General features: G+C 72.3%; 17 protein-coding genes and 3 pseudogenes. 1 reads left to right on the top strand and 19 read right to left on the bottom strand.

The features are described from left to right. Nucleotides 1–6: 6 nt before the first annotated feature. The 11 genes and pseudogenes from ACQ86J_RS16910 to ACQ86J_RS16860 all read right to left on the bottom strand — a co-directional run bounded on the left by ACQ86J_RS16910 (nt 7) and on the right by ACQ86J_RS16860 (nt 12,365). Entirely contained in the window at nt 7–1,353 is a 1,347-nt protein-coding gene (locus ACQ86J_RS16910) for a peptidylprolyl isomerase (protein ID WP_431272011.1), read from the bottom strand. A gap of 11 nt (nt 1,354–1,364) precedes the next feature. Beyond that, a complete protein-coding gene (locus tag ACQ86J_RS16905) occupies nt 1,365–1,862 on the bottom strand; it encodes a biliverdin-producing heme oxygenase (protein ID WP_431272010.1) in 498 nt (165 codons plus the stop codon). Nucleotides 1,863–1,973: 111 nt separating this feature from the next. Then, a pseudogene (locus ACQ86J_RS16900) lies at nt 1,974–4,079 on the bottom strand (PAS domain-containing protein). Nucleotides 4,080–4,184: 105 nt separating this feature from the next. Continuing rightward, entirely contained in the window at nt 4,185–5,534 is a 1,350-nt protein-coding gene (gene ppsR, locus ACQ86J_RS16895) for a transcriptional regulator PpsR (RefSeq protein WP_431272009.1), read from the bottom strand. 245 nt (nt 5,535–5,779) lie between these two features. Next, nucleotides 5,780–7,294 (bottom strand): ABC transporter ATP-binding protein, encoded by a 1,515-nt coding sequence (locus tag ACQ86J_RS16890; RefSeq protein ID WP_431272008.1) that lies wholly within the window; start codon nt 7,292–7,294, stop codon nt 5,780–5,782. Beyond that, nucleotides 7,291–7,962 (bottom strand): biuret amidohydrolase, encoded by a 672-nt coding sequence (gene biuH, locus ACQ86J_RS16885; RefSeq protein WP_431272007.1) that lies wholly within the window; start codon nt 7,960–7,962, stop codon nt 7,291–7,293. The genes ACQ86J_RS16890 and biuH overlap by 4 nt, the downstream gene beginning before the upstream one ends. A gap of 172 nt (nt 7,963–8,134) precedes the next feature. Next, the gene (locus tag ACQ86J_RS16880; protein ID WP_431272006.1) at nt 8,135–9,151 is read right to left on the bottom strand and encodes a formamidase; all 1,017 of its coding nucleotides are present in this window, start codon (nt 9,149–9,151) and stop codon (nt 8,135–8,137) included. A gap of 25 nt (nt 9,152–9,176) precedes the next feature. Further along, a complete protein-coding gene (locus ACQ86J_RS16875; protein WP_431272005.1) occupies nt 9,177–10,091 on the bottom strand; it encodes an ABC transporter permease in 915 nt (304 codons plus the stop codon). Next, nucleotides 10,091–10,441 carry a hypothetical protein gene (locus ACQ86J_RS16870; RefSeq protein WP_431272004.1) on the bottom strand — a complete coding sequence of 117 codons (351 nt, stop codon included), beginning with the start codon at nt 10,439–10,441 and terminating at the stop codon, nt 10,091–10,093. The genes ACQ86J_RS16875 and ACQ86J_RS16870 overlap by 1 nt, the downstream gene beginning before the upstream one ends. Continuing rightward, nucleotides 10,426–11,256, bottom strand: coding sequence for an ABC transporter permease subunit (locus ACQ86J_RS16865; RefSeq protein ID WP_431272003.1), 831 nt, complete (start codon nt 11,254–11,256; stop codon nt 10,426–10,428). The genes ACQ86J_RS16870 and ACQ86J_RS16865 overlap by 16 nt, the downstream gene beginning before the upstream one ends. Next, complete coding sequence (locus ACQ86J_RS16860) at nt 11,253–12,365, bottom strand: BMP family ABC transporter substrate-binding protein (protein ID WP_431272002.1); 1,113 nt, start codon at nt 12,363–12,365, stop codon at nt 11,253–11,255. Before ACQ86J_RS16860 ends, ACQ86J_RS16865 begins: the two co-directional genes overlap by 4 nt. A 500-nt stretch (nt 12,366–12,865) precedes the next feature. On the opposite strand from ACQ86J_RS16860, the gene ACQ86J_RS16855 reads away from it, so the two are divergent. Continuing rightward, nucleotides 12,866–13,579 (top strand): hypothetical protein, encoded by a 714-nt coding sequence (locus tag ACQ86J_RS16855; RefSeq protein ID WP_431272001.1) that lies wholly within the window; start codon nt 12,866–12,868, stop codon nt 13,577–13,579. A 194-nt stretch (nt 13,580–13,773) separates the two neighbouring features. On the opposite strand, the gene ACQ86J_RS16850 is transcribed toward ACQ86J_RS16855, so the two are convergent. From ACQ86J_RS16850 to ACQ86J_RS16815, 8 genes and pseudogenes are all read right to left on the bottom strand, one after another. Further along, nucleotides 13,774–14,511, bottom strand: a complete 738-nt coding sequence (locus ACQ86J_RS16850) for a hypothetical protein (RefSeq protein WP_431272000.1) — start codon at nt 14,509–14,511, stop codon at nt 13,774–13,776. Nucleotides 14,512–14,752: 241 nt separating this feature from the next. Continuing rightward, nucleotides 14,753–16,581 (bottom strand): annotated as a pseudogene (gene mutL, locus ACQ86J_RS16845) (DNA mismatch repair endonuclease MutL). A gap of 199 nt (nt 16,582–16,780) precedes the next feature. Continuing rightward, nucleotides 16,781–17,353: pseudogene (pgi, locus tag ACQ86J_RS16840) on the bottom strand (glucose-6-phosphate isomerase); the annotation flags it as partial. After that, the gene (locus ACQ86J_RS16835) at nt 17,235–18,254 is read right to left on the bottom strand and encodes a hypothetical protein (RefSeq protein ID WP_431271999.1); all 1,020 of its coding nucleotides are present in this window, start codon (nt 18,252–18,254) and stop codon (nt 17,235–17,237) included. The gene ACQ86J_RS16835 and the pseudogene pgi, both read right to left, overlap by 119 nt. Then, nucleotides 18,251–19,054: a hypothetical protein gene (locus tag ACQ86J_RS16830; RefSeq protein ID WP_431271998.1), complete on the bottom strand. Its 804-nt coding sequence runs from the start codon at nt 19,052–19,054 to the stop codon at nt 18,251–18,253. The genes ACQ86J_RS16835 and ACQ86J_RS16830 overlap by 4 nt, the downstream gene beginning before the upstream one ends. Nucleotides 19,055–19,212: 158 nt before the next feature. Next, the gene (locus tag ACQ86J_RS16825; protein WP_431271997.1) at nt 19,213–22,089 is read right to left on the bottom strand and encodes a M16 family metallopeptidase; all 2,877 of its coding nucleotides are present in this window, start codon (nt 22,087–22,089) and stop codon (nt 19,213–19,215) included. Between the two features lie 97 nt (nt 22,090–22,186). Continuing rightward, the gene (locus ACQ86J_RS16820; protein ID WP_431271996.1) at nt 22,187–22,768 is read right to left on the bottom strand and encodes a DUF3035 domain-containing protein; all 582 of its coding nucleotides are present in this window, start codon (nt 22,766–22,768) and stop codon (nt 22,187–22,189) included. Nucleotides 22,769–22,777: 9 nt separating this feature from the next. Next, the gene (locus ACQ86J_RS16815; RefSeq protein WP_431271995.1) at nt 22,778–23,683 is read right to left on the bottom strand and encodes an HpcH/HpaI aldolase family protein; all 906 of its coding nucleotides are present in this window, start codon (nt 23,681–23,683) and stop codon (nt 22,778–22,780) included. Nucleotides 23,684–23,760 lie beyond the last annotated feature (77 nt).

Genomic DNA, 23,760 nt, shown 5'->3' with positions numbered 1-23,760 from the left:
ACGCGCTCAGCTCCGCATCTCGATCTGCGCCCGGCGGCGCAGGTCACGCTGCACCTGGCGGGACAGGTTCTCGATCCGGTCGCGCAGGATCTGCTGCTTGGCGTCCTCCGGGGTGAATTCCGCCAGGTTCCTCTGCTCGCGCGAGCAGACCATCATCACCAGCACCCCGTCCGGGGTCAGGATCGGCTGGGAAGCCTTGCCGGGCGTCAGGCTGGCCAGCAGCTGCCGCAGCGGGGGCGGGTTCACCGTTTCCAGCCGGATGGTGCCGGGATCGACCGGACGGTCGCCGCCGCCGCCGCTGCCGCGGGCGGCCTGTTCCACCGCGTCGCAGCTCCGCGCCCCGGCGGCGAGCTTCTGCGCCTTCTCGACCTGGTCGCGCTGCTGCTGCGTGGGATTGTTGGGGTCGAGCGTGCCGGCGAAGCCGAAGAAGGCCTGCCGGAGGGTGATCATGGTCGCCATGTCGCGGCCGGTCTCCCGCCGCTGGCGGAGGGCGACGATCTGATAGCCGCCGGGCACCCGGATGGCGTTGCTGATGGCGCCGGGCGGCATGCGTTCCAGCACCGCGGCGACCTCCGGGTCGACCTCCTCCTTCCGCACCCAGCCCAGGTCGCCGCCCTGCAGCGCGGTCTGCGCCTGGCTGAACTGGGTGGCGGCGATGGCGAAGGGGGTGCCGCGCCGCAGCTGGCCGACCACGTCGTCGACGAAGCGGCGCACCTCGGGCTCGGCCGCGGGGTCGTCGAGCGGGATGAAGATCTCGGAAACCAGGAATTCCGGCTGCCCGGTGCGGGCCTGGTTGTTGCGCACCGCCTCCTGCACCTCGGCCTCGGACGGGTCGGCATTGGGGCCGAGCTGCTGGCGGATCAGCCGGGCCCAGCCGATCTGGGTGCGGATCTGGTCGTACAGCACCCGCGGCGCCACGCCGATCTGCGCCAGCTGTAGCTTCAGCGAGCCGGGCGCGAGGTTGTTGCGCTTCTCCAGCTCGCTGACCGCGTCGGCCACGTCGGCATCGGTCACCGGCAGGCGGCGGCGCTGCACCTCCTGCAGCCGCAGGCGCTCGTCGATCAGCAGCCGGGTGACCTGCGGCGCCAGGCGGTCCAGCGCCTCCGGCGCCACGGCGATCCCGGCATTCAGGGCGAACAGCCGGGCGCGGCCGACGACGTCGGCGCGGCTCACCACTTCCGAATTGACCACCGCAACGATGCGGTTGGCGCCATTGGCTGGCTGCCCGCCGGCGGGCGGCTTCGGCACGGCCTGTGCCGCGGCCGGGGACAGGCCCGGGACCAGGGCCGGGCCGGCCAGCAGCGCGGCCGTGGCGGCGACCCGGATCAGGGCGAGGAAGGGGGATGGCTGCATGGCCTCGCTCTCTACTCGGCGCCGGGCGGAAGGGCCACCCCTCCCGGCGAGGGGGTGAACCAGGCCTCGAAGGCGGCGAAGGTCGCCGTCGCCGCCGCTAGCATCGCCGCCCGCCGGGCCGGATCGGCGCCGCAGGCCTCCAGCGCCTGGCAGCAGGCCCGCCACATCGCCGCATGCGCCTCCGCATGGCCGAGCAGGAAGCGCCGGCCTTCCGGGCCGGGCGGCAGCAGCCCGTCCAGCGCCCTGGCCAGCTGCCGGCCGCCAAGCGTCGAGCCTTCCGTGACATAAAGGCAGCCGAGCGCCCGCGCGGCGCTGCCGAGCGGCGGCAGCGGGGCCAGGGCCGGCGGGCCGGCCGGCGCGCCCAGCGCCCGCAGGTCGGCCTCGATCATCCAGGCCCGGCGCCGCTCCGCGACATCGATGCCCCAGGGCGCGAGGCAGGGCCGCGTCCAGCGCCGCCTCCACCGCGCGGTGGAAGCCGAGCATGCGGCACAGCAGCGCGGCATAGGCATCGCGGTCGAGTTGGCCTTCGGCCAGGGCGCGGAAGGCGGGCAGCCCGTGCAGCCGGGTATGGATGGGGTCGGTCGCTTCCCGCAGCGCGGCCCGGACCGTCGCGCCGGCAGTCACCCCTGGCCGCGCTCCCCGCCGGAGGCCGGCCCGGTCCCGTCCTGCTGGCCTCCCTCCTGGGCCGCATGGCGGATCAGCCCCTCCAGCACCTCGGCGGCGCGGGCGGCGGAGGCGCGGACCTGGTCCAGCATCTCCGGGATGCGGGACAGCTCCACGCCTTCCGTGATCTCCAGCGCGGCGAGCTGGGCATTCTCGACCACCGCCTGCAGCAGGGTGCGGAAGACCAGGTCGGATTTCGACTCGAGCGGCCCCGCGCGCAGCCGCTGGCCTTCCAGGATGCCTTCCTGGAAGCGCCGGCGCGCGGTCTCGACCGCCTTGCGGTCGGCCAGGTCGGTAAAGAGGAAGACGAAGCCCAGCACTCGTTCGGGCGCGGAGAAGACCGGGTCGGCCCGCAGCAGCAGCGGCCGCGGGCCGTCCGGGCCGCGCAGCGTCACCTCGCCGCGCCAGCTGCGGCCGTTCTGCAGCACGTCGCGCAGCCGCATCGCCACATCTGCGCGGTCGGCGACATGCGGCAGCAGGTCGGCCAGGCGTTCCAGCGGGGCATCCAGGCTGGCCGGCAGCAGGCGGCCGAAGGCGGCGTTGGCCAGCAGCACCTTGCCTTCGGCGTCGGCCACCACCGCGGGCTGGTCGGCCGCGCCGACCTGGCGCCGCACCTGGTCCAGCTGGTCGAGCGCGATCAGCATCCGCACCGCGCGGGATTGCAGCACCACGTCGGTGACGGTGTCGCCGATCAGCCTTGCGGTGGCGAGGTCGGTCGGCGTCCAGCGTTCCGCCGTGCCTTCCACCACCTGGTGCCACTTGGCGAAGGATCGACGGGGGAGAGCTGGGTCGGGTCGTTGCCGACGATCACCGGCTTGAAGGGGTCGCCCCCCAGATCACCGTCTGCACCTGTTCCGGCCGGAACCAGACCAACCATTCGCCTGGCTCCTCCGAGACCGGAGTGGCCAGCAGGCCGGCGGCGCCGGGGGCCAGGGCGACGAAGCGCGGCTCCTCGGTGCCGAGGGCGGTGCGGGCGATGACGCCGCGCGGCTGGCCGTCCAGCCAGGCGCCGAGCTCGCGCAGCTCGGCGGTTCCCGGCACCTCGCCGGCGCTCAGCACCTGGCCTTCGAAGAGCAGCACGGCGCCATTGGCGTTCAGCGGCTGCAGCAGGGTCTGCGGCTGGTCGAACAGCGCGCCGCGCCAGTCGCCCTCGCGGCCGATCGCCTCGATCATCCGCTGCTCCAGCCGGCGAACGGCCAGCTCGGCCTGGGCCTGGACGAAGCTTTCGAGGGCGGCGATGCGGGTGCCGATCGCCTCGGCCAGCAGCTCGCAGGCGGCGCGGATCGGGAAGGGGACCGGCTTCGGCGCATAGTGGTGGCAGGAGACCAGGCCCCAGAGCCGGCCGCCGACCATGAGCGAGGCGACCAGCGAGGCGCCGACCCCCATGTTCTGCAGGTACTGCACGTGCATCGGCGAGATGCTGCGCAGCGCGCAGAGCGACATGTCGAGGTCGTCGCCGCTGATGGGCGAGAGCCGCGGCTCCAGCGGCACCGGGGTGTAGCCGATGTCGACCAGCACCCGGACCCGGTTCCGCACGTAGAGCCGGCGGGCGATCTGCGGGATGTCGGAGGCGGGGTAGCGGTTCCCGAGATAGGGCTCGAGGTCGTCCCGCCGCTGCTCGGCCACCACCTCGCCATGGCCGTCATCGTCGAAGCGGTAGACCATGACGCGGTCGTAGCCGGCGATGTCGCGGAAGATGCGTGCGGTCTCCTCGCACAGCATGCGCGGCGAGTAGGTCGACAGGATCGCCTGCAGCGCGCGCTCGACCCGGCGGGAGAGGTCGGGCGCGGCGCCCGGCCGTTCGAGCTCGAGGATCAGGCCGCCGCCGGCCGGGCGGTGCAGCAGCGCGTCGAAGGCCAGGGCGCCGGTGCCCACGGTGCAGCGCATGGCGGCCGGGATGGCGTCCAGCGCCTGGCCGAGGAGCGGGGCGATGCGGGCGGCGACATCGCCGCCGAGCGCCGCGAGCGGCCGGCCCAGCACCTCCACCCCCAGCATCGTCGTGGCATTGGCGCTGGCCTGCACCACCTCCAGCCCCGGCTCCCGCAGCAGCAGCAGGGCGCCATGCGGCTGGATCGAGGCGGCGAGGTGGATCTGCTCCCGCTCGCAATCCGAGAGGTCGGCTTGGCCGAAGGCAGGTGGCGGGGCGGGGGCGGTGGGCGCCTGCCCCATCATACGCCTTCGCCCTGGCTGCTCTCGATCTCCCCGTCCATGCCGTAGCGGGAGAGCTTCATGTAGAGGCTCTGGCGGCTGAGCCCGAGCAGCTCGGCGGCCGCCGTGCGGCGGCCATTGGCGAGCTGCAGCGCGGTTTCGATGCAATGCCGCTCGATCATCGCCGAGGTGTCGCGTACCAGGGCCGGCAGTGGGGTGCGGCCGACCTGGGCGGCGACATCGGACAGCGAGAGCTGCAGCGGGTCGTTCTCCACCCGCGGTGCCAGGCGGCGGCTGACGTCGCGGATCACCACGGCGACGTTCTCCGCCGCGGCACCGGCGCCGAGCACGGCGGAGATCTCGATCTCCGCCTCCGAGCCCAGCTCCCCGGTCAGGGCGGTGCCGAAGAGCCGGACGCTGCCGTACTGCCGCAGCTGGCTGAGCAGCACCGGGAGCGTCGCGCCGGGGCGGGACAGCCAGCGGTCCAGCCGCTCGCCGATCACGCGGGACAAAGCGCCGGCCTGGGTGAGGTCGAGGAAGGCGCGGTTGGCGCGGCGGACCACGCCATCCCGGTCCAGCACCACGAAGGCGTCGGGCAGCTGCTCGATCAGTTCCTCGAGCTGCACGGCATCGGCCGGCGGCGGGTTGGCGGTGGGGCCGATGAGGGCAGATTGCAGCAGGAAGACCGGCGCCGGGTCGGCGGCCATTAGGGTGGCCTTGACCGTCCATTGCGCCTGGTCGGCGCCCATCCGCAGGATGATGCCGGGCACCCGGCCCATCTTGCGGACCCGCAGCAGCATGGCCTGGAAGGCGTCCTGGTCGCGCGGCGCGACCTCCTTCATCACCTCCCAGCCCGGGGCGATGCCGAGGGCGCGGATGGCGGCCGGATTGGCTTCCATGACCCGCAGCGTGTCGGCGCGGACCATCAGCACGGCTTCGGAGGAGGCGTCGAAGAGCAGGCGGGACCGGGTCTCGATCTCCCGCAGCTTCCAGTAGTCCTGTTCGCGGGCCTGCTGGGCGGCGAGCAGGCGGGACTGCAATTCGGCGACCGCCTGGAGGTTCTTGCCGACCGCGATCAGACCGGCCTGCCCGCCGAGCCGGACGGTGGTGTACTCCATCGGCAGCTCGAGGCCGCTCGGGAAGCGCTGGGTCAGCTGGTGGAAGGCGGAGACGCCGGCGGTTCGGGCATCCTTGACCATGCTGCGGACGCGGTCGACGCCGACGGCGCCCACGGTTTCCGCCCAGGGGCGGCCGAGCCATGGCTGGAGCTGCTCGCCGGGGATCGCATCGGAGAGGCTGGCCCCGCGGATGACGCCGTCCATGTCGAGCGTCAGGGTGACGTCCGGCTGGGCGATGGTCACGCGAGTCATGTCTCCACCCCGGGGATCGATTGTCGGATGATGCCGGTGGTCAGGCGGAAGGCAACCGGGGCCTCAGCCATGGGATCCGTTGTCCTTAACCGGGCGCTCTCCAATGCGTGGCCTGCCGGAGGGCAGGGACCTGAAGCGACGATCCAGCGGCCAATATGTGCGGCCAACCGCGGGCGGCGTCAATCTATCCTGACGCTTGGGCGACAATATGTAACCAGAACACGCAGCAACAAGCGGGTGCGGCGTCAGTGCGAGCCCAGCATATGCGCCCCGATCGATTGCGGGTCTGCGCCCGGCCCAAAGGTTTCATGCACGACCCTGCCGCCATGCATCACCAGGATGCGATCGGCCAGTTCGAGGATCTCATCCAGGTCTTCCGACACCAGCAGTACCGCCGCGCCGGCATTGCGGGCGGCCATGATCCGCGCCCGCACCTCCGCCACCGCCTTCACGTCGAGGCCGAAGCAGGGATTGGCAACGATCAGCAGGCGGGGCTCCCCGTCCAGCTCCCGCGCCAGCACGCAGCGCTGGACATTACCGCCGGACAGCACGCCGATCGGCGCCTCGGCCGAAGGGGCGCGGACCCGGTAGGCGCCGATCAGCCGCTTCGCCCGCGCCACCATGCCGCCGCGGTCGAGCCAGAAGCGCCTTGCGCCGCCCGTGTCGCGGTCGAAGCCGCGCAGGTTCAGGTTCTCGGCCACGCTCATGCGCGGGACGCAGCCGTTGCGCAGCGGCTCCTCCGGCAACACCCGCACGGCGCGGGCCTGGGCCAGGCCGCGGCTGCCGTCATAGGGGGCACCCTCCACCAGCACTTGGCCGCCGGACGGGGCGCGCTGGCCGCCCAGCACCTCGACCAGCGCCGCCTGGCCGTTGCCGGAGACGCCGGCGATGCCGACGATCTCGCGCGGGCGGACCGAGAGTGACTCGATCGCCAGGCCGGCGCGGCCCTGCTCGCCCGCCGTGGTCACGCCGCGCAGCTCGAGCCGCGGCGCCGGCTCCGGCGCGCCGATGCGCTCGGGCTCGGAGGGCGGCTGCGGCTCTCCGATCATCATCGCCGTCATGGCGGCGGGCGTGAGGCCGGCGGCCGGCCCGCCGCCGGTGCGGCGGCCGCGGCGCAGCACCGTGACCTCGTCGGCGAACCTCGCCACCTCCTTCAGCTTGTGGGAGATGACGATGGCGGTGATGGCGCCGGAATGCGCCAGGCCGCGCACCAGGCCGAGCATCTCCTCGGCCTCCTGCGGGGTCAACACGCTGGTTGGCTCGTCCAGCACCAGCAGCCGGCGCTCGAGGTAGAGCTGCTTCAGGATCTCGGTCTTCTGCCGCTCCCCGGCGGCGAGGCTGCCGACCTCGGCATCCAGCGGCACCTGGAAGGGCATGCGCCGGATGAAGGCGTCGAGCGCGGCGCGTTCCCGCGCCCAGTTGATCACCGCGGAAACGTCGGCGCGCGACATGACCAGGTTCTCGGCCACCGTCATCGCCGGGACCAGGGTGAAGTGCTGGTAGACCATGCCGAGGCCGAGCGCGTCGGCATCGGCGGGACGGGCGATCTCCACCTCCCGGCCATCGACCAGGAAGCTGCCGGCATCCGGCCGGTGGTAGCCGAGCAGGCATTTCACCAAAGTCGACTTGCCGGCGCCGTTCTCGCCGAGCAGGAAGTGCATGGAGCCTTTCGCCACCTTCAGCGAGACGCCGTCGAGCGCGGTGAAGCCGCCGAAGCGCTTGTCGATGCCGATCGCCTCGATGCTGATCGCGCTGGTCATGGCAGGCCCCGGAGGAAGGCGTCGCTGCTGGCGACGGCGCCGAAGACGCCGCCCTGCATGGTCACCATCTTCACCGCCGCGTCGTGGTTGCCGCGGTCGGTGGCGCCGCAGCAATCCTCCAGCAGCAGGCATTCGAAGCCGCGGTCATTGGCTTCCCGCATGGTGGTGTGGACGCAGACATCGGTGGTGATGCCGGTGAGCACCAAGTTGGCGATGCCGCGGGTGCGCAGGATCAGCTCGAGATCGGTCGCGCAGAAGCTGCCCTTGCCGGGCTTGTCGATGACGACCTCGCCGGGCAGCGGCGCGAGCTCGGGGATGATCTCCCAGCCCGGCTCGCCGCGCACCAGGATGCGGCCGCAGGGGCCGGGATCGCCGATGCCGGCGCCGATCCGCCGGGAGCGCCAGCGCTTGTTGGCCGGCAGGTCGGAGAGGTCGGGGCGGTGGCCTTCGCGGGTGTGGATGATGGCGTAGCCGCGCGCCCGCATCGCCGCCAGGACGCGGCGGATCGGCTCGATCGGCGCGCGGGTAAGGGAGAGGTCGTAGCCCATCGTGTCGACGTAGCCGCCGACGCCGCAGAAGTCGGTCTGCATGTCGATGACGACGAGCGCGGTGTTGGCCGGGCGGAGGTCGCCGTCCCAGGGCCAGGGATAGGGGTTGGCGTCGATCATCCGCGGGTGCCTCCGAGAAGGTCGGGGAGGGGAGGTATCCCCTCCCCGAACCCCTCCCTTCTATTTTTGTGAGTCTGGCATTCGCCGCGCGGCGAGCGCCGACTCACAGAAAATGGTGGTTTGTCGCATGCGACAAACGGGTCAGGGGAGAGAGGTGTCCTCTCTCCCCTGTTCACTCCGCCGCATCCTTCATGACTTCGCCGAACCGACGCACCGGCTTCGGGAAGCCGCAGCTCGTCCCATCGGTGAAACGCACGCTGTCTTCCCACGGCAGGCAATACCGCCCGGCCATCAGGTCCTGCATGTAGGTATAGGGACAGTCCTGCGCCCCGCCCGCGACCGCGGTGAAGCCGCGATGGCCGAACTGGTAGATGTTGTTCTCCACCGACCAATGCGCGCGGGCCTCCCGCACAAGGTCGGGGCGGACCTCGGCGGTGATGATCTCATCCGCGCGGCCGGTCCTGCCGTCGGCGATGATGCTGCCATCGAAATTGCAGACCATCGCCTCCCCCATGGAATCGAAGCTGCCGTCGCTGCCGCACATGCAGACATTGGCGGTGACCATCAGGTTCTGGAAGGCATTGGCCTGGTTGGTGAAGCGCCAGGCCTCGCGGATCGGCGCGGTGTAGCCGGCGGTGCGCAGCATGATCTCGGCACCCTTGTAGGCGGCCTCCCGCGCCATCTCGGGGAACATGCCGTCATGGCAGATGATGAGGCCGATCTTCGCGCCCTTCGGCCCCTCGATCACCGGGATGCCGATATTGCCGGGCTCCCAGGGCTCGACCGGCACCCAGGGGTGCATCTTGCGGTAATAGAGCTTCAGCGCGCCCTGGTCGTCGATGATGATGCCGCTGTTGTAGGGATAGCCGCCCGGGTTCCGCTCCATGATCGAGAAGCAGCCCCAGATCGCGTGCTCCTTGCAGGCGGCCTGCCACAGCGCGACCTCCGGCCCGTCCAGCGTGCAGGTCACCTCGTCCCGCACGTCCATGGACAGGCCGTGCAGGGCGTATTCCGGGAAGACCACCAGGTCCATCGTCGCCATGTTGCGCCGCGCCTTGCCGACCATGGCGGCGATCCTTTGCGCCTGCGCGGTGACGTCGGCGCGCGTCTCGATCACCGGCAGCTGCAGCTGCACCAGGCCCAGCACCACGCCGTTCGGCGACTTGTTCAGCCCACCCAATCCGTTCATGGCAATGTCTCCCTCGAATGTCGTGCTACCGCCCGATGGAAAGCTCGCCGGGCATTCCCTTCAAGGTCCGGCCGGGCCGCACGGTTGCGACCAGGATCGTCAGCGTCACGGCATAGGGCGCGGCGTAGAACAGGTAGTAGCCCCAGGTGATGCCGATGGTCTGGAGCGAGGGGCCGAGCGCGCCGGCGGCGCCGAAGAGCAGCGCCGCAGTGATGCAATGCACCGGGTTCCACCGCGCGAAGACCACCAGCGCCACCGCCATCAGCCCCTGGCCGCTGGACAGCCCCTCGTTCCAGGATGCGGGGTAGCAGAGCGAGAGGAACGCCCCGCCGATGCCGGCCAGCGCGCTGCCCGCCGCGGTCGCCAGGAAGCGCGTGCGCCCGACCGGCAGGCCGAGCGCGCGGGCCGCATCCTCGCTCTCGCCGACGATGCGGATGCGGAGGCCCATGCGCGTCGCGTGGAACATCCAGGCCATGGCGAAGGCGCAAGCGAGGCCGAGGAAGAACAGCGGGTTCACCGCCAGCGCATTCTGCAGCTGCGGGCTCTCGGCCCAGCCGCCGAGCGGGATGTTCGGCAGCAGCGGGGCCGAGGGCTGGACATAGGGCTTGCCGAAGAAGAAGGCGAGGCCCGTTCCTGCCAGCATGACCGCGATGCCCATGGCGACGTCGTTGACGCCGCGGAGCCCGCAGACCAGCCCGTGCACGCCGCCGATCAGCATCCCGCAGCCGGCGGCGACCAGCACGCCGAGCCAGGGGCTGCCGGTTTCGTAGCTCGTCGCATAGGCGATCATGGCGCCGAAGACCATGACGCCCTCATTGCCGAGATTGATCCGCCCGGCGCGCTCGGTCAGGCACTCGCCGAGCGAGACGAAGAGGAAGGGCGTGCTGACCCGCAGCGCGCCGCCCAGCATGGCGACGAGGACGGTGGCGATCGCGTCCATCAGCTGTCCGTCCTGCGCGGCTGGAACCAGGGATAGCGGCCGCGCAGCGTGTCGCTGGCCAGGATGGCGACGAAGATGAAGCCCTGCAGCACCATCACCGTCGCGTCCGGCATGTCCATCCGCCGCTGCAGCAGCCCGCCCGCGGCGCCGAGCCCGCCGAGCAGCACCGCCATCGGGATGATCGCCAGCGGGTTGTGGCGGGCGAGGAAGGCGATGAGGATGCCGGACCAGCCATAGCCGGCGATGAGGGAGGCATTGGCGCGGCCGTGCACCGCCGCGACCTCGATCATGCCTGCCAGCCCGGCGCAGCCGCCGCCCAGCAGGCAGGCGCCGATCATGAGCCGCTGCACCGGCAGGCCCTGCAGCTGCGCCGCGCGCAGGTTGCCACCCGTGACGCGCTGCCGGCGAAGCCGATCGCGGTGCGCGCGATCAGCACCCAGGAAACGACGCAGGCGACCAGCCCGACCAGCAGGCCGGGATGCAGGTCGGTGCCCGGCAGCGCCGGCAGCATCAGCGCGTCGCCGATGCCGAAGGTGGAGGGCTTGTTGAGGCTGGCCGGGTCGCGCAGCAGCCCCTCGACCAGGTGGTTGAAGAGCGCGAGGCCGATATAGGCGAGCACGAGCGAGGCGATGGTCTCGTTCACCCCGCGCCTGGCCCGCAGCCAGCCCGCCAGCCCGATCCAGAGCGCACCGGCCGCGGCGCCGGCGATCGCCATGGCCAGCCAGGCCAGCGGCGCCGGCACGCCGAGGATCGGCAGCGCCGCGGCCACCGCCGCCAGGCCGCCGAGCGCCACCGCCGCCTCGCCGCCGATGATCACCAGGCCGAGCCGCGCCGGGATGGCGACGCAGAGCGCGGTCAGCAGCAGCGGGGCGGCGCGCTGCAGGGTGTTCTGCAGCGAGAACCACGAGCCGAAGGCGCCGCGCCAGACGAGGTCGAGGAACTCGCCCGGCGATTTGTCGAGCAGCAGCAGGAAGGCGGCGAAGGCGCAGAAGGCTGCGAGCAGGGCAAGCAGCGGGGCCAGCCCCGCCTCCGCCGCGCGCCGCCAGGGATACCAGCGGTCAAGCGGCGCGGCGAGGGCGACGCCGATGCCCGCGGAGGCCGCGGCAGGGAGAGCGCCGTCCGCCTCCTCGCGCGTCGCGGCACCCGGGGCATCGGCGGCGGTCACGCGATGGCGCCGATCACGCCCTCGACCAGCCAGTTGGTCGATTCCAGCTCGACCGCCGTCTCCGGCAGTGCCTTCCCGGCGGGCAGCACGGTCGCGCCCTTGTTGTCCTTCAGCGGGCCCTGGAAGGCGGCGAAGCCGCCCTTCATGATCTCCGCCTTCACCGCCTCGGCGCGGGTCTTCGCCGCAGCCGAGACCGCCGGCCCATAGGCCGACATCTTGACGAAGCCGTCGGACAGGCCGCCGCGGACGAAATTGCCCGGTGCCGTGCCGGCCTTCGCGGCGAAATCCTCATAGACCTTGATCCAGTTCCATTCGGCGCCGGTCAGGTAGCCCTTCGGCGCCAGCTTCGACTGGTCGGCATGGTAGCCGCAGGTGAACATGCCGCGCCGCTCGGCGGTCTCGATCACCACCTTCGGGCCGTCCACGTGGCAGGTGACGACGTCGACGCCCTGGCCGGCGAGGGAGTTGGTCGCCTCGGCCTCCTTGACCGGCATCGACCACTCGCCGGTGAAGATGACCTGCACGGTGATGGAGGGGTCGACCGAGCGGGCGCCCATGGCGAAGCTGTTGACGTTGACCAGCACCTGCGGGATCGGCTTGGCGGCGACGAAGCCGAGCTTCTTCGTCTTCGTCGCATGCGCCGCGACCACGCCGTTCAGGTACTGGCCCATGCCGATATAGCCGAAGTAGCTGCCCGTGTTCATCGGGTGCTTCTCCTTGGTCCAGAGCCCGCCGCAATGGCGGAACTGCACCTTCGGGTACTTCGCGGCCATGCGCAGCATGTAGGGGTCGAAATAGCCGAAGCTGGTCGGGAACAGCAGAGAGGCGCCGTCGAGCTTGATCATGCTCTCCATGGTGCGCTCGACATCCGCCGTCTCGGCGACCTTTTCCTCCTCGACGACCTTGATGTCCTTCATCTTCTTGAGGACGGCGGCGGCCTCGGCATGGGCCTGGTTGTAGCCGTAGTCGTCCTTCGGGCCGACATAGATGAAGCCGATCGTGGTGGCCGCCGCCCGGGCGGGGCGGAGGCCGCCGAGGGCGAGGGCGGGCGCCGCGAGAGCGGCGCCCTGCAGCAGGCTGCGGCGGCGGAGGTCGTGGCGGGTCGTCATCGGCATCGTCTCCCGGGCGCGGCCCGGACGCCGGCCCCCGGGGGAACAGATTTAGCAACCATCGTGCCAGGGACCGGCCGGGGAGGCCGGCCACGCATCAGGCCAAGCCGGGCGTCCTGTCCATGGCCGGCGCGGCCCGCCCGCCGCTTCTCCGGGACGCAATCTGCCTCCTGCCGTGCTGCGGGCGGCTCATTTGTCGGCAATAAACGTCAAACAATGTTTGCGTGTATCACGTACTTTTGTGGCACGGATATTGCCCTCATTCCGCCTGCGTGAGTGCCGCCCGCGACGCCCGGTCGCGGGATCGCCGAACGGCATGGCGGAGAGAGGATGATGATGCGGAAGACCCGTCTTGCAGCGGCCCTGGCGGGCCTGCTGGCCCTGGCGCCGGCCGGCGCCTTCGCCCAGTCGGAAACCGAGGAGGCCGCGGCCCCCGGTTTCAACGACACATCGGCAGAGTATAATTCGGCCCGAACTACCGGGAGCCGGGCATCCACGGCATGGTGCCGAAGCACATCCTGACCCTGACCTATGTGGACGGCGGCAGGATGTGGAGCAACTTCATCAACATGGACGTGCTGTTCTCGGCCGACAACGACCCGACCGGCAGCCAGGCCAAGGGCGGCAACCAGGCGGTCGAGTTCTACGGCCTCTACCGCGGCAACCTCAGCCTGAACATGGCCACCCGCAGCCAGGCCTTCACCATCGGGCCGGTGCTGCGCGACGTCTCGATGCAGATCGGCTTTGACGCCAACACCAAGAACACCGAATTCGCCCCGGCGAAGAAGCTGCTGGTCTTCGGCCCGAACTTCCATTTCAACGTGCCGGGCTTCCTGAACATTGCCCTGCATGTGGCGCGCGAATGGAACAACAACGGCATCGTCGACAAGCCGGTGAACTTCGACACGACCTTCGAGGCCGAGATGGTCTGGTCGACCCCACTCGGCTTCACCGGCCTGCCGCTGAAGTTCCAGGGCTTCTTCAACGTGGTGGCGCCGAAGGGCCGCGACGGCTTCGTCGCCAACACCAAGACCGAGGTGCTGACCGAGCCGCGCCTCACCCTCGATGTCGGGGCGCTGGCTTTCGACAAGCCGAACAAGCTGGACGTTTCGCTCGGCTACCAGTATTGGTTGAACAAGTTCGGTAACAACCACGAAACGGTGCCCGGCTCGCTCGCCAGCACGGTCTTCGTCGGGGCCCGCTACCACTTCTGACTGCCGGCGCGCCCCGGACGGGGCGCGCCACGTTACGGCCGCAGCATTTTCAGGGAACCAACAGCCCAGGCTGCACCTGGCCGTCGCGGCCGGACCCCCACCGGTCCGGCCGCGCCCCCTTTCCGCCGACGGTTGCTCCGGCGCCGGGCGGGGCGTGACCCGATTCGGGCAGGCCCGCCATCCTTGCCCTTGCGCTACAGATGGTAGCGCAGGCCGAAGAAGACGGTGCTGGCGAGCGACCCGGGCACCTCCGTGTGGTCGTTGCCGAATTTGTTCAGCCAATACTGGTAGCCCACGAAGGCATCGAGCCGGCGCGGCCGATCGAAGGCCAGCGCGCCGAGGTCGAGCGTCAGCCGAGGCTCGGTCAGCACCTCGGTCTTGGTGTTGCTGCCGAAGCCGTCGGTGCCCTTCGGCCCGACCAGGTTGCCGAAGCCGTCGAAGCTCAGCGGCAGGTGGGTGAAGCCCAGCGGCACCGACCAGACCACTTCCATCTCCAGCGCCGGGTCGAAGCTGACCGACTGGCCGGTGATGCCGTTGTTGTTCCACTCCTTCGAGAACTGGATGGCGGTCGAGAGGAAGCCGCCCGGGATGTTCCAGTGGAAGTCGGGGCCGAAGACCAGCAGCTTCTTCGCCGGGGCGAAGTCGGTGTTCTTGGTGTTGGCGTCGAAGCCGATCTGCAGGGAGACGTCCTGCAGCACGCTGCCCATGGCGAAGGTCTGGGTCTTCAGCGCCTGGTTCAGGCTGAGGTCGCCGCGATAGATCCCGTAGAACTCGACCGCGCCGCTGCTTGGATTCTTCGCCGGGTCGCGCCCGGTGGAGAAGAGCAGGTCGAGCGAGAGGAAGTTCGACCACAGCGTCCCGCCATCCACATGGGTGAAGTTCAGGATGTGCTTCGGGATGTCGATGCCGTTGGCATGGGCGGAGTTGGTCACGCCCGGCTCGGCGGAAGGCCGGGCCATAGCGCCAGCTGAGATTGTTGTCGCTGAAGCCGGCCGGTGCGCCGGTGCCGATATTTTCCTCGAGCGTCTGGGCGCGGGCCGCGGGCAGGGGGGCAAGGCTCGCTGCCGCCAGGAGGGCGGCCAGCGCGAGGCGCGGCAGGGTCATGCTGAAATCCTTGGGGACGATGCTGCAGGCGTGGCGTGGATCGTATACGCAAGCCACGTGCCAGCCCGCTCAGCGCCGGCCGAACAGCGTCTCCAGCTCCGCCGCGCCCAGCCGCAGGAAGGTCGGCCTGCCGTGGCTGCAGGTCGCCGCCCGCGGCGTCGCTTCCATCTGCCGCAGCAGCGCCGCCATCTCCGCCCCGTTCAGCCGCCGCCCCGCGCGGACCGAGCCATGGCAGGCCAGCCGCGCCACCGCCGCGTCCAGCCGCCGCTCCAGCGCCAGGGCCTCGTCGCCCTCGGCCAGCTCCTCCGCCAGGTCGCGCAGCAGGGGGCCGGATCGGCCGGGCCGAGCAGCGCCGGCAGGGCACGCACCAGCACCGCGCCGGGGCCGAAGCCCTCGATCTCGAGGCCGAGCCGGGCGAGCGCCCCGGCGAAGCCGAGCAGGCGGGCGCAATCCGCCGGCGGCAGCTCGACCACCGCGGGCAGCAGCAGCGGCTGGGCGCGCACCCCGCCCTCGACCAGCTGGGCCCGCAGCGCCTCATGCGTCAGGCGCTCATGCGCCGCATGCTGGTCGACCAGGATCAGTGCGCCATCCGGCGCCTCGGCGAGGATGTAGGTGTCCAGCAGCTGGGCGAGCGGCCGGCCGAGCGGCCAGTCGCCCTGCGGCGCAGGCGGCGCGGCCTCGGGCGCCCGCGGCGGGGCGAAGCCGAGCGGCAGGGCGGCCGGGGGCGGGGCCGGGGCGGCGCCCGGCGTCAGGGCGAGCTGCGCCTCGGCCAGGCCGAGCGCCGCGGCCCCTTGCGGCAGCGGCGCCGGGCTGCGCGGGCGCCAGCCCAACCATCCCGGGCTCGGCCGGTACTGGGTCAGCGCCGGGGCCGGCACCGCCACCCCGGCCCCGGCCGAGAGCGCCCGGCGCAGCGCCGCAATCAGCATCCCGCGCACCGCCGCTTCCTCGCGGAAGCGCAACTCGGTCTTCATCGGGTGGACGTTGACGTCGACCGCCTCGGGCGGGATCTCGAGGAAGAGCGCGGCGACCGGGTGCCTCCCGACCGTGATCAAGTCGCGATAGGCGACGCGCAGCGCGGTGCGCAGCAGGGGGTCGCGGACGGGGCGGCGATTGACCACCAGGTGCTGCTCGGTGCCGGTGGCCCGCGTATAGGCCGGCTGTGCCGCGAGGCCCGAGAGCTGCAAGCCGCCGCCCTCGGCCGCCACGGCCAGGCCGGCCGCGGCGAAATCGGCGCCGAGCAGGGCATGGATGCGGGCGTCGCGGTCCTGCGCCGGCAGGGCCAGCACCTCGCGCCCCTCGACCTGCACGCGGAAGCCGCAGCCGGGCCAGGCGAGCGCCAGGCGGCGCACCGCCTCCACCGCCGCCTCGGCCTCGGAGCGCGGGGTCTTCAGGGATTTCCGCCGCGCCGGCACCGCGTAGAACAGGTCGCGGACCTCGATCCTTGTGCCCGGTGCGCCGGCGGCCGGGGTGACGGGGCCCTTGCGGCCGCCCTCGACCAGCAGCGCATGCGCGTCGCCCCCACCGCGCGCCGCGGCACGCGGGTCCAGTCTAGAATTCGGCCGGCTGGTCAGGCTGAGCCGCGCCACCGCGCCGATCGAGGGCAGCGCCTCGCCGCGGAAGCCGAGGGTGGCGATGCGGAACAGCATCGCCTCCTCCGGCAGCTTCGAGGTCGCATGGCGCTCGACCGCCAGGTCGAGATCGGCCGGGCCCATGCCGCTGCCGTCGTCCTCGACGACGATCCGCTCGATCCCGCCGCCCTCCAGCGTGACCGCGATGCGGGTCGCCCCGGCATCGAGCGCATTCTCCACCAGCTCCTTCACGACAGCCGCCGGCCGCTCCACCACCTCGCCGGCGGCGATGCGGTTGGCGGTGGTCTCGGGGAGGAGGCGGATGGGCATGGGCGGCCGGGTCAGCCCGCCGCGGGCGGCCAGAGTCCGGCGATGCCGCGCAGCAGCCCCGCGGTCGAGCCGTCCTGCGCGCCCGGCGCGCCGCCCTCCAGCGCCGCCAGGATCGGGCCGGTGAGCTGCTTGCCCAGTTCCACCCCCACTGGTCGAAGGCGTTGATGCCCCAGAGCGCGCCGAGGCTGAACACCTTGTGCTCGTAGAGCGCCACGACCTGCCCGAGGGTGAAGGCGTCGAGCCGCGGCAGCAGCAGGGTGGTGCTCGGCCGGTCGCCGGGGAAGACGCGGTGCGGCGTCAGCCGGGCGATCTCCGCCGCATCGGCGCCGGCCGCCGTCATCTCGGCGGCGACCTCGGCCGCGGTCTTGCCCTGCATCAGCGCCTTCGACTGCGCCAGGCCATTGGCCAGCAGCTTGCGGTGGCTGTCGGCATGGGCGTGGTCGGGCTGGGCGACCAGGAGGATGTCGCAGGGCACCGGGGTGGTGCCCTGGTGGATCAGCTGCAGGAAGCTGTGCTGCGCATTGGTCCCCGGCTCGCCGAACACCACCGGCCCGGTGGCGCGGGCGACCGGGCTGCCGTCCAGCATCACCCGCTTGCCGAGGCTCTCCATCTCGACCTGCTGGAGGTGCGCCGGCAGGCGCGCCAGCCTCTCGTCATAGGGCAGCACCGCGCGCGTGGGGTAGCCGAGCCCGTTGACGTGCCAGATCTCGGCCAGCGCCAGCAGCACCGGCAAATTCTCTGGCAGCGGCGCGGCGAGGAAATGCCGGTCCATCGCCCGGGCGCCTTCCAGCAGCCGGGCGAAGGCCTCCCCAGCCCAGGGCGAGGGCGATGGAGAGGCCGATCGCCGACCAGAGCGAGAAGCGCCCGCCGACCCAGTCGCGGAAGGGGAAGACCCGGTCGGGGGCGATGCCGAAGGCCGCGGTATCCTTCAGGTTGGTCGAGAGCGCGGCGAAATGCTGCCCGGCCCCGTCCCCCAGCGCCGCCCGCAGCCAGTCCCGCACCAGCCCGGCATTGGTCATGGTCTCCTGGGTGGTGAAGGTCTTGGAGGCCACCAGCACCAGGGTCCGCGCCGGGTCGAGCTGCGGCCGCAGCGCCGCCCAGGCATGCGCGTCCACATTCGCCAGGTAATGCGCGCGCAGCGGCGCGGCGGGCGTCCAGAGCGCCCGCGTCACCATGGCCGGGCCGAGATCGGAGCCGCCGATGCCAATATTCACCACATCGGTGAAGGGCAGGCCGGTCGCGCCGCGCGCCGTGCCGCCATGCACCGCGGCGCAGAAGGCGCGCATGCGGTCGAGCACCGCGGCGACCTCGGCCGAGGCATCCTCGGCGCCGGCCTTGAAGCCCGCCTCGCGCGGCGCCCGCAGCGCCATGTGGAGGACGGCGCGGCGCTCGGTGGTGTTCACCGCCTCGCCGCGCGCCATGGCGTCGCGCTGCGCCGGCAGGCCGGCGGCCTCGGCCAGGGCCAGCAGCGCGGCCAGCACCCGGTCGTCGATGGCGGTCTTCGAGAGGTCGAGCAGCAGCCCCTCCGCCTGGCGGGAGAAGCGCCCGAAGCGCCCGGGATCGGCGGCGAAGAGCGGCCGGATGCTGGAGGGCGCACTGCCATCCGCGCGCACCGTCCGCGCGAGCCGCCCGATCGCCTCCCAGGCTTCCGCCGATGCCGCAGGCTTTGTCATGTCAGCCTCTCTCCGTGCTCCGCAGGCATAGCCCGCGCCTCTCCCCGGGAACAGCCGTTCGCCGGCCGGGCGACGGCGCGCCAGCCCGCCCGGTGCCAACCATGCCGTGATCCCGGCAGGGCCAGGGCGGGACGCCGACCCGGCACCGGCGACGGCGCGGCTCGGCCCGCGCCGACCATGGAAGGTGACAAAACCCCCATCCGGAGAACGCTACGCATCCGTGCCGCCGGCCAGGCCAGTAGCCCCTGCGCGGAGCAACAGGTTCCGCCGGAGAAGACGCCATGGACTCGGACAACGTGATGAACGGCATGAACGACTACACGCGGGACGGCTTCCAATTCTACACGACCGACCTGATCGCCCTGAACAATTCGGGCGTGGCCGGCAAGGTCACCATCCTGCTCGATGCCGCGCATGAGTCGGTGACGGTCGGCATCGAGGCGACCGGTCTCGAGCCCGACCAGATGCACATCCAGCACATCCACGGCTTCGACGACGACAGCAAGGCGACGAGCCCCACCATCGCGCTCGATGCCGACCATGACGGCTTCGTGGAACTCGGCGAGGGGCTGGTCAGCTACGGCCCGATCCAGCTGAACCTGACGCTGGACCCCGCGAACGCGGCGCATGACCACGGCACGGCCGGGCACGACCACACCGCGGACGCCGTCTTCCCGACCGCGGGTCCGGACGGGACGCTGCATTATCGCGAGACCTTCCACTTCGATCCTGCGGACCCCAACGCGCAGGCGATCCTCGCCGGCATCACCCCGCTTTCGGCGAAGGAAGTCGTGCTGCACGGCGAGAGCGTCGCCGCGGGCAGCGGCGCAGGCACCGCCGGCGAGGTGGACGGCACCGCCGGCTACAAGCTCGTGCTGCCGGTCGCCTCCGGCGAACTCCACGCGGTGACCGACCCGCTCGGCGTGCTGCAGGCCGCCGCGTCGCTGCAGGAGGCCGCCTACAACACCGTGGATTGGGGGCCCTGGCACAACTGGTCCAGACCCATCCGGGCAGCCTGCCGGATTGGGTCTTCGGCTGACCCGACATCCCGGGCGGTGAAAGCCGCCCGGGACACCCGCAGTGGCTCGCCGCCCGCCGCGCTTCGTGCGGCCATCCCCAGGCGCGATCCGACCCTGTGCAGCCCGGGGCGCTGGCGTCCTACAGCCCGACCGGCTGCCCCGCCACCACCACCGCCAGCGCTTCCGGCCGCAGCAGCCGCGCCGCGACGGCGGCGAGCCGCTCGGTCGGGATGGCCTGCAGCCGCGCCGCCCGCCCGGCCAGCCAATCCACCGGCCGGCCGTTCTGCCGGAGCGACAGCAGCGAGATCCGCCACCCGCCGGCTATCGGTGAATTGCAGCGGCAGCGACCCGGTCAGGTAGGCGACGGCATCCGCCCGCTCCGTCTCGGTCGGGCCGGACTTCGCCATGCGGGCCCATTCCTCCCGTGTCACCGCCAGCGTCTCGGCAACCCGGGCATTCTCGGTGGCGACCGAGCCGACCACGATCCCCCGCCGGAACATCACGTCGAGCCCGCCGCCAATGCCGTAGGCCAAGCCGCGCTGCTCCCGCACCGATTGCATGAGGCGGGAGGCGAACCCGCCGCCGGCCAGGATCCGCAGCACCACCTGCGCCGCTTCCCAGTCCGGATCCTCGGCGCCGAGGCCTTCCTGGCCGAAGACCACGGCCGATTGCGGCGAGGCGAAATCAACCACCGCCTGGCCGAAGGCGCGGAAGGCCGGCAGCGGCGGGGTGGCCGGCGGCGCCCCGGCCGGCAGCCCGGCGAAGAGCTGGGCGAGCACCGCCTTGAGCGCATCCGGGGTGATGGCGCCGGCGGCGCAGACCAGCAGCCCGCCCTGCCGCAGCTGGCGGTCGAGCGCGGCGCGCAGCGCCTCGGGCGGGACGGCGGCGATGCTCTCGGCGGTGCCGGCGGAGGGGCGCCCGGCCGGGTGCTCGGGGAAGGCGCGGGCCCAGAAGGCACGGCCGGCCTGGCCGCGCGGGGTCTCGAGCGCGCGGCGCGCGCCGGCGGCGGCGCGGGCGCGGACCCGCTCGACCGCATCCGCATCGAGTCGCGGCTCGGCCATGGCGAGGCGGGCCAGCCGCACCGCCTCGGGCAGCGCATCGGCCAGCGCCCGGAAGCCGCCTTCGAAATGGTCGCGGTCGGCGCCGAAGTCCAGGCTGATCGCCGCGTCGCGCAGCGCATCGCCGAATTCGGTGGCGCGCAGCGGCCCGGCGCCCTCGGTCAGCAGGGCGGCGGCCATCGCCGCCGTCCCCTCCTGCCCCGCCGGGTCGAGCGCGGCGCCGCCGGCCCAAGACCAGGCGAGCGAGACCACGGGGACGGCATGGTCCTCGACCAGCCAGGCGGTGACCCCCTGCGTCTCGACGATCTGGATCGGCAGGCTGAAGCCGGTCGAGCCGCTCACAGCTTGCGCTCCGGCGCCGGGGTGCCTTCGGGCAGCAGCCAGCCGGTGGTGGCGGGGGCCCGGCCGAGCACGGCGCGGGCGGCTTCCGTCACCTGCGGCAGGGTCACGGCGCGGAGGTGGCGCGGCCAGAAGTCCGACGAGATCGAGCGGCAGCCCGGAAGCCAGCGTCGAGCCCAGCATCCGCGGCGCGGCGCCGATGCCGTCCAGCGCCAGCAGCGCCCCGGCGGTGATCTGCCGCTGGGCGCGGGCTAGCTCGGCTTCGGCCGGGCCGTCCTGCAGCAGAGTGGCGACCAGGTCGTCCACCGCCGCCTCGACCTTCCCGGGCGCGACGCCCGGGCGCGGCAGGGCCGAGAGGACGAAGGAGGTCGCGCCCACCGCCTCGCCGTCATAGGAGGCATTGGCCGCGACGCAGAGCCCGGTCTCGACCAGCGCCTGGTGCATCCGGCTGCCCTGGCCGCCGCCCAGCAGATGCGCCAGCACCTCCAGCGCCCAGGCCTGGTCGCGGTCGCCGAAGGTGAGGCTCGGGGCCATGGCGGCGCGCAGGAAGCTCGCCTCCCGTACCCCGGCATCGTGGCGGATGACGCGGGTGGCGGCCGGGGCTGCGGGCGGGGCGCTGCGGGCGCGCGGGGTCACCGGGCGGCTCGGCACGCCGGCGTAGACTCTGTCGACCAGCGCGCGCACCGCGTCCTGCCGGGCATCGCCGGTGACCACCAGCACGGCATTCGCCGGGGCATAGCGGGTGGCGTAGAATCCCATCAGGTCGTCGCGGGTGATGGCGCGGATCTCGTCCTCGAAGCCGATGATCGGCCGGCCGCGCCAGTGCTGCGCGCCCCAGAGCGAGGCCTCGAATTCCTCCCAGAAGCGGGAGCGCGGGTTGCTGTCGGTGCGCTGGCGGCGTTCTTCCAGGATCACCGCCCGCTCGGGCTCGACGGTATCCGGCGGGATCAGCGGCCCGGCGAAGCGGTCCGCCTCCATCCGCATCACCAGGGGGAGGCGGGAGGCCTCGACCGTCTGGTGATAGGCGGTGACGTCGCGCGAGGTGAAGGCATTGTCCTGCCCGCCCTCCCGCGCCACGGCCAGCGACAGCGCGCCGGGCGCGACATGGGCGCTGCCCTTGAACATCATGTGCTCGAGGAAATGCGCGGTGCCGCCGCGGCCGGCGGGGTCCTCCCCGGCGCCGGCGGCATAGAAGAGGTAGTGGCCGACCACCGGGACGCGGCGGCTCTCGGCCAGCACGATGCGCAGGCCGTTCGGCAGGGTCCAGGTGGTGGCGCCGAAGAGCGGGCGGTCGCCGGCGAGCTTCGCCTGATCCTCCGGCGCCGGCACCACCGGCGGCGCGGCGAGGCCCGGCTGCGGGGCGAGGGAGATGGCGACCGGCAGGGCGGCGGCCGAGGCGATGGCGGTACGACGGGTCACGCGGGGCATGGCCCAGCATGTGGGAGGCGCGGGCGGGAACGCAAACCCGCCATGTGGCGCGACCCGCCTAGATGCCGCGGGCGCCGGCCGCAGGCGGTCAGAAGATGCTCTCGAAGAAGCGGGTCACCGGGTTGCCGGACTGGCTGCGCTGGATGATCGGGGTCTCGCCCTCGGTCGCGTCCCGGCCCAGCGCCGCATTCTCCCGCAGCCGCTGCGATTCGCGGCGGCTGTCGAGCGCGATGCCGGGCTTCTCCGGCTCCTTCCAGAAGATCAGGCGGTCGACCAGGCTGCGGTCGGGGCTGTCGAGCTTCAGGCTTTCCTCGTCGACCCGGCGGCGGATGTCCGGCCCGGCCGGGCGGCCGGCCTGGCTGAGCAGCGCCGCCTCCGCCGCGCTGGGCCGCGCCGGGCCGGCGGCGCCCAGCGCGGCGCTCGGCGACAGCGTCGACTCGGCGGCGGCGCGGGCCGAGAGCTCCTGCGGCCGCACCGCGCCGGGCCGCGGCACCGGCAGCTCCCCGAGCGCGGGCGGCAGGGAGAGCGGCGCCCGGGTCGTCACCTGGAACTCGTCCGGGGCGTCGCGGGTGAAGCCGAAGGTGCGCGCGGTGTCGCCGCCGCAGCCCTGGAGCAGGCCGAGGGCGAGGGTGGCGACGGCGAGGGGCAGGAGGCGGGGACGCGGGCTCATGACGGCTGATTAGACCAGATCGAGGGCGGCCGGAACGGGCCTTTGCGTAACGTCGCTTCCAGGCGGCGGGCCGCCATGCGCGGGGCGGGGCAGGGCGGCCGAGCGGATCGCCGCCGGGAGGCATCGATCCGCTCGGCCTGCCGCCGGCAAGCCTCGGGCGCCGCGGGCTTCCTTCACCGCCGACTTGGCCGCGTTGACCATCAGGCCGACCTCGTTGCTGATCGTCACCAGCTTGAAGCCCATCTTGATCATGCGGTTGGCATAGGCCGGGCTGCCGTTGTGCAGGCCGGCGGCGATGCCGCGCTTGGCGGTCTCGGTCAGCAGCTTCTCGTAGATCTTCAGGATGAAGGGGTCCTCGACGTCAAGCTTCGGCTCGAGCCCGTAGGAGAAGCTGAGGTCGGAGGGGCCGACATAGATCGCGTCGATGCCGGGCACGTCGAGGATCGCCTCGATGTTCTCGATCGCCGTCTTGGTCTCGATCATCGGGATGACGAGGATGTTCTCGTTCGCCGTCTTCTGGTAGCCGCCGGCCTCGCCGTAGACGCCGGCGCGGATCGGGCCGTTGGAGCGCGTGCCCTGCGGCGGGTACTTGCTGTACTGCACCAGGTTGGCGGCTTCCTGCGGCGTGTTGATCATCGGGCAGATCACGCCATAGGCGCCGGCATCGAGCACCTTGCCGATGATGCCCGGCTCGTTCCACGGCACCCGCACCATGGGCGTGACGCCGGAGGGCTGGATGCCCTGGAAGCAGGCGACGCAGGAGAGGTAGTCCTGCACGCCGTGCTGCATGTCGACCGTCACGCTGTCCCAGCCGCACTGGGCATACATCTCGGCGGAGAAGGCATTCGGGATGGCGAGCCACCCGTTGACCACGGCCTTGCCGGCCTTCCACGCTTCCTTGACCTTGTTCGCCATCGTTCCTGTTCCCCCCAACGGGTCCCCGCCCCGAAGGGCGACTGCAACATCTGCCCGGGGACGCTAGACCAGATCGG

Source organism: Dankookia sp. P2 (assembly GCF_050632255.1).
In the GTDB taxonomy this organism is placed as follows: Bacteria; Pseudomonadota; Alphaproteobacteria; order Acetobacterales; family Acetobacteraceae; genus Paracraurococcus.
The sequence above is the reverse complement of the archived record's forward strand: the minus strand, read 5'-3'. Positions and strand labels throughout refer to the sequence as shown.